This window comes from Vibrio sp. 1978 (assembly GCF_033344345.1).
The window spans coordinates 1-544 of the sequence record NZ_JAWPOP010000906.1 but is presented as its reverse complement, the minus strand read 5'-3'; the positions used below and the strand labels follow the sequence as shown (position 1 = coordinate 544).

The following is a 544-nucleotide window of genomic DNA, read 5'->3' as shown; positions in this document are numbered from 1 at the left end:
GCGCCATCGGTCAAGTTATAGATCTCGATGGATTCGTTGTAGAAGGCGCGTTTGAAGGCTTTAAACGAAATGTCGTTTTTTACATTGGATTGCTCGTAACGCTGACGCGCAGCATCGGCCATCTGATATTCAAGATCTTGAAGTTCAAACTCTTGGTTAAAAAACGAATCCCAAGCGCAAAGGCGAGCTATTGCCTTAGGTGAACTGTTATCACTTTTTAGTTTTGAGAGACGCTTTGCGTAAGCCGCTTGATATTTATCCACGATATATTCCTGCATGAATAGATGCTGAGTCATTGAATGACTCAGAACATTCTGGTCGGTTGTAAAAGCAAAATTGTGGGATGAAAAGGCGTACTTTTACGTCGGTGGCAGAACTACAAATAAAAATATCAAAGAGCGTTTGTGGTGGGGATGATATGGGGTGGTAGGGGAAGAGGACAAACAAAATAAATTAGTCTACGTCACAATCAATGTTTGTTGATTTATTCAATCCTTAGTGTTCTTTGTCTTCTGATGTGCACATTTCGTGGTTAAAAAAAGAT

1 protein-coding gene is annotated in these 544 nt (G+C 40.3%); it reads right to left on the bottom strand.

What is annotated here, in order from left to right; genetic code table 11:
• Positions 1-263, bottom strand: a 263-nt coding sequence (locus R8N49_RS29790; protein WP_318190787.1) for a hypothetical protein, incomplete at its 3' end; no start/stop codon positions are given.
• Positions 264-544: the final 281 nt, after the last annotated feature.